This is a genomic window from Gordonia spumicola, assembly GCF_009932475.1.
Taxonomy (GTDB): domain Bacteria; phylum Actinomycetota; class Actinomycetes; order Mycobacteriales; family Mycobacteriaceae; genus Gordonia; species Gordonia spumicola.
In genome coordinates, this window is sequence record NZ_BJOV01000002.1 from 847,958 (window position 1) to 853,957 (window position 6,000).

Below are 6,000 nucleotides of genomic sequence, written 5' to 3' on the forward strand. Positions count from 1 at the left end.
GTGATAGCTTCGGGCGATGACCGAGGGACTCGTCGCCGCCACCAGCTATTTCGCCGATCGAATGTCGGCCGAACGGGCGGCCGTCCGATCGTGCATGCATCGACGGGTGACAGACGAAGTCCCCGGCTACTTCTCCCGCGGCTGGCGAGATCGCCTCCACGGGGCAGCCGTCACCTCTACCGGACACGACGCGCTCGAGCTGATCGCCCAGACAGTGTCCGACGTGATCCGGACAGGCCAAGGCGCGAGCACTCCACCAGCCCGCGTGTTCGAGGAAGTGCCGTACGCCGCCCGCGCGGGCATACCGTGGGGACTCTGCGAGGACGCGTACCGCGCATGCATGACCGGCATGTGGGACTGGATCATCCTCGAGGTCCAACAGCTGCCGTACCCGAAGTCGACCCAACTGGCGGTGGTCGACAAGGTCACCCACATCGTGTTCCGGTGGTTCGACGCCGCGATTCGGCGCGCCCGCGAGGAGTTCCTCGCCGAGCGCGCCAAGCTCGGCAGATCCGCGGCCCGACGACGAGCCGAGCTACTCCGCGATCTCGCAGCCGGCCGCAGCGTTTCCGAAGTCGAGCTCGGATATCCACTGCACCGATGGCACCGGATGTTCATCCTCTGGCGGCCGGGTGGAGCGCTCGACGGAGACAGATTGCGAAGCCGGTTCGGCGCGAACACCAGCCTCGCCGCCGAGGCCGATGACGGGTCCCTGTGGATTGTGATCGGAACGATGGACAGATCGCCTGCTGCCGACATCGTCGCCCTGCTCGATCTGGAAGCGACGGTGCGGGTGGCCGCGAGCTCTGTCCACCACGGCGTTTCAGGACTGGTCGACGCCTTCCACGAAGCATCCGCGACATACTCGCTGGCACTCCGGAAGCTCGACGGTCGCCCCCGCCAAGTGACCGCATTCGACGAAGTCGACGTCGAGACGCTCCTCGCCTGGGACATGGCGGATGCGGCCAGAACTGCCGGCGCCGAACTCGGCGTGCTCGCTGACGCCGGACCGAAAGCCGAGCGACTGCGGGCGACGCTGGAGTCGTACTTGTCGTCCGGATGCAACGCAGCCGCGACAGCCAAGGCGCTGCATATGAGCGAGAGGGCGGTCCGACACCGTCTCCAGGCGATCGAAGCGTCGCGGACGGTCCCCATTCCTTCACGCATCGCACAGCTCAGCATCGCGCTCCGCGTTCATCGGGCCCTCGAGTGGCGAGAGAAGCGGAGTGCCGAGCGCACGATGCCAGTCCCCATACCGGCCGACGTCGAGTAGGCCGTCCGCAGGAGGACACGGAGTCGACTGCCGAGATCTGGCAAATTGATGAAGAATGCGTCCGATCTCGGCCGGAATGACGCGGCGCCAGATCGTTAGCTTCGTTGTATGAACGAGAATGACTCAGATCACATCCAAGCGCGGGTAGCCGTGGTCGGCGGCGGGCTCGCCGGCTGCACCGCGGCCCTCCGTCTCGTCGAGCAAGGCTTCTCAGACGTCGTGGTGCTCGAAGCCGCCGATTCGCCGGGCGGCCGCGTCGGGACCATGTCGATCGTCGGCCAGAACCTCGACAGCGGTGCGCAGTTCATCGGACCGGAACAGACCGAGCTCCTCGCCATCGCTGCGCAGCTCGGGCTGTCCGAAGTCCCGATGTACACCGACGGACAGGACATCGTGCGCCACGTACCGGGCTCGAATCACCCGGAACTCGAGTACTTCGTCACGGCGATCGACGAGGTCGCCGCATCTCTGGATCTCGCCGCACCGTGGGCACATCCGGATGCAGTCCACCTCGAGACGTCGTCGGTCGACGCATGGGCTCACACTCTCGGCGTGACCGACCGTGACGCACTCGCGTACATCGCCTCCATCGTCGAGTCCTTCGTAGGGGCACAGAGCGGTGACGTCTCGGTCCTCTGGTTCGCGACGTTCGTCGCGGGCGCGGGCGGTTGGGAGCAGGCCACCAAAGAGACGCTGTCCAGCAGGATCGACGGCGGAGCGGGACAGATCATCGACCGCCTCGCGGAACGCCTCGGCGATCGAGTCTTGGTGAACAGCCCGGTCACCGCGGTGGTGCAGGGCGAGTCCTCCGTGACCCTGACGGCGGGCGGCGTGAGGGTGACCGCCGATCGAGTGGTCCTCGCGTGCTCTCCGAATGAGCTCTGCCGGATGACGTTCACCCCGCAGCTGCCAGCGCAGAGGAACGAGTTGAATTCGAACTGGTCATTCGGCGGAGGCGTCAAGTTCGCCGTCGCCTACGAGCGTCCCTTCTGGCGGGACTCCGAGCTCAGCGGAACCATCATGCCGGGACCGACCACTCCGGTGTCGAGGATCTGGGACAACTCGCCGACAGACGGATCTCCCGTCGGCATCCTCGTCGGCCTCGCCAGCAGACGTCACGTCCAGTCGATGCTCCCCCCCGACCGAGGAAGCCCGGCGCACCCTCATCGAGGAGTACATCGCGACCTCCCTCGGGATAGACGTGCCTCCCCCGATCGGGTACGTCGAGAGCATCTGGGCCGACAAACAGTGGATCTCGGGCTGCACCACGGCGAATCGACCGGGCACGATGCTCACCTGCTGGCCGACGATCCGGGAACCGATCGGCCGACTCCATTTCGCAGGAACGGAAACGTCGGAGCATTTCACCGGATACATGGAGGGAGCAGTCCGATCAGGGTCGCGCGCGGCACGGGAGGTCGGCGCATTGCTGAGACACAACCCCACCGTCTGATCGAGACCATCCACGTATAGGTCAGATCGATCTCGCGCGCCAGCTACGTGCCGATGTTGCTGTTGTTCTGAATGGACTTCTCTAGCTCGACGGAGACAAAGGTGCCCGGCCCCGTACTCGGCGTCGGGCACTCTCTGCCGCTTACAGGGAATAGATCGCCGGATCTTTCGGAGCTAATTCGCGGGCACGGGACATGTCGCCACAGCAACGCCGCGCTTGGCCTCGGTCGACTTGTACGGTTCCTGAGCAGCATCGTAGGCTGCTGCGTTACCAACGACTCCAGAGGACTCACCGTCGATTCGGATACGGCACGTAGCGACAGCGGATCGTCCTTTGGCTGTGATCGTGATCGCCGGGGACTGGCCCCCATCCAATGTGTACTGCGCGGACGTCCAACCGATAAATCCGTGTTGCGAGTCAATCGCGGCCCCCGACTTTGTGGTCATCCTAACGCGGTTTTCGCCGGTGGACGTCGGAGGAAGAGTCTCGGACATTGATCCGCTATCAGTCGCGAACTCAACGGTCACCGAATCAGCACCGACCACCTCGGCTTGGTACTCGACTACTTTCGGCGCGACAGATGGCATTGACTCTGTGTCGCCACTGGACACCACGTCGGTGTCCGCAGATCCGCAGCCAGCGAGGACGATGCATGCTGCAGCAATGAGGTACGATCCTTTCGAAATTTTCACTACGCCTGTCAACCTTCCACATAATTCCGGTCAATACCAGTATTCCTCGAGAGACTCATCAAGGCTTGAATCGTAATCCCCCTGCTGGACCCGACGGCTGGCCTGCGAGAACAAACCGGGATTCCTCGCGCGAGCACGTTATGGGCCCTAACGGATTGTTTATCGTGTCTGAAACCGTCCGTTCGCAGGACCAACCCTCAATCGACCACTTCTCGACTTCTCCGGAAACGGTCGCCTGAGTCTGAAAGGTGACCTTGGCTATGGGCTTGGCTTCGTCGCACGTGACCCCGACGCGGCCGGTGACGTAGGTCGTTATGAGCCTAGTGCGTTGAGTAAGTCGCGATGCAGCCATGAGTCGAACCTTCCGAACACGCCTGACGGTGAGGTTGTCGCGAACCTACACCAGAAGCGTCTCGGTGAACAACCAAGTGAGAAAGTCGTCCACGACGGGCATCTTCGTGAGACTCTCCCCCAGATTCAACTGTTCGAACCCTGTTGAATGAGCTACCGATATGGTATTCACCTATAGGTGATACCACCATATCGTATACCTGGAAAACTGGCGAGATTTCAATGAGTCAGCAACTTCCCAACCCGCGCAACGGGCAGTACTCTACTCAGCAAAATTATGGTCCTCCACACTATCCGCAGCAGCCGAACCCGAGACAACGAAGGAGTCAGACTCCATTTACAATCGGGATTGTTTGCGCCTTGGTTCTAGCCTTGGCGACAGTGCTCGTTATTGGCAACAAGCAAGGCATCAGAGAACTGATCGACTCCAAGGATCGTTCCAGTCCTGGTCAGGAGTCTGTGTACCAACAGTGGTTAGATGTATCGCGCAACTGTTACGACAACTGCCCCCAGATTGATGGAGGGGCGGATCGCGAATATGCCGATCGGCTGAACTCGATTTACTCCAACTACGACCTGCATGCGGCGTACAACTACCCGCCCGCCAACGGAAAAATTCGACCAAATGGGCTTGTCACTGTTTGCTACTCGATCAATCCTCAGGATTCAACAGAAACTGCGAGTGCAAATATTACGAAGGAGAAAGCGGACCGTGCGCATACGTACGCCCAACTCCCGAACAATAATCCATACAAGCTCAAGGAACTTCCTTCGGAACTCGCTACCAAGGTAGGAGGAGAAGTTATCGATGCTGTTGTTGATGTCTACTGTCCAGAATTTCACAATGATGATCCGAAGCTTGGCGGATGGGCGTACCTGAGCGATATTGGTCGCTAGTTTCCATCCTCGAACTTGCGGTCGTTCACTCCCAGAATACTTCGCCCGACCCTGGTTCAGGGCCGGGCGAATTCGTGTTGACTGGGCTCAGGACGCAGGCAGAAGTGGGTGCCGCAGTGATTGTCGGATGCGCCGCGCAGGGAACTCGTAGCCGACCTGCCAGTAAGCACCCGGGTCATCCGAGGACAGGTAGCTACCTCAACTTCAGGCGAGGTTTCACCTTCACGCAGCGGGCAAGTTCGCCCCTGCTGGTGACGTATCCAGGAGCGGACCTCTCGGGCGTTCGTCTAGCCCAATCGACTGATCTGCCCGATGGCTGCCGGGCGAGCCCTCGGGAGACTCGTGCCTCCCGCTAGCGCTTAGTGCATCTAGTCAATCGGCGCGGGTGGCCCGCGTGTTTCGATTGGCAATACATGAGGCGTCACACCCTCTGCGCTCTCCGTGTCCCGGTCGGCGTGTAAGCGCTCCGACCAGCGACGTAGGTGGTCGGTGAACGCGGCCACGGCAAGACCGCGACATCCCCTCCAGCTCGAAGGATCAGCATCGTGCGGCGTGCTGTTGGGCAGAATGGAGTTGGCGTAGGACCGTGGTTGCGAAGAGAGTGTTGCAACGTCCAGGAAACGCGCCGACTGACTGCCGAGGAGCAGGGCCCGGAGCCAAGTCCAACGCTAGTCCAAGCGAGCCGATAGCGAGAAGAAGCCCAGGAACTACTTCACTGCGATATAGGATCCCAACCGACGCCCAACCGTCATGCACACCAGTGCCATCGAGGCCTGACCGGCAGCAGGTCAAACGCACCAATCCATCGAACAGCCCCTACCCGCAGGTTGGGGCATTGAGGTGTCAGCGTCCTGGCGAGAGACGCGGCCGACATCTGGCAGCGCGGCACTATGACGATACAGGGCTGTCGACATAGCGTATGCACCGCGCAGCTCACGATAATCGACCATCTTCGATAGAGGCCCCACCGCACGTAGATTCCGGCCGTCTGTGCGAGCAAGGGCCACTCCCTATGTACATGTGCTGTTCTCCGCTCGATCTCCCGAACCAATTGCCCGCCGTACGTGACGAACACTCATCCCCGCCAGACCTCCGACGCGTCGGTACAGGCACCCGACCATGTCCAGCTCTGCGACAGCAAACTACTGGCACCGGGGCCGCACGTCGGGACCATCCCAGCGGAAATATCTCCCTATGCGACCTGAAATACGTCTGGAATCTCAAACACACCCTGCCGGAATCGTTCGCGGGCTACTGACACTATGGCTCGAATATCCCCGTCTATTGCCAAATCCACTGACAGCCAGCCTGGAAACTGACAAATCTCAGCGGAA

At 61.3% G+C, this 6,000-nt stretch carries 3 protein-coding genes and 1 pseudogene; all 4 read left to right on the top strand.

Annotated elements, in window-relative coordinates; genetic code table 11:
* Positions 1-16 precede the first annotated feature (16 nt).
* Entirely contained in the window at positions 17-1,273 is a 1,257-nt protein-coding gene (locus GYB83_RS06075) for a PucR family transcriptional regulator (protein WP_161894592.1), read from the top strand.
* Between the two features lie 108 nt (positions 1,274-1,381).
* Positions 1,382-2,392: pseudogene (locus GYB83_RS06080) on the top strand (flavin monoamine oxidase family protein); the annotation flags it as partial.
* A gap of 76 nt (positions 2,393-2,468) precedes the next feature.
* Complete coding sequence (locus tag GYB83_RS24060) at positions 2,469-2,726, top strand: FAD-dependent oxidoreductase (protein ID WP_371865007.1); 258 nt, start codon at positions 2,469-2,471, stop codon at positions 2,724-2,726.
* Between the two features lie 1,265 nt (positions 2,727-3,991).
* Positions 3,992-4,666, top strand: coding sequence for a hypothetical protein (locus GYB83_RS06085; RefSeq protein ID WP_161894590.1), 675 nt, complete (start codon positions 3,992-3,994; stop codon positions 4,664-4,666).
* The last annotated feature ends 1,334 nt before the right edge of the window (positions 4,667-6,000 follow it).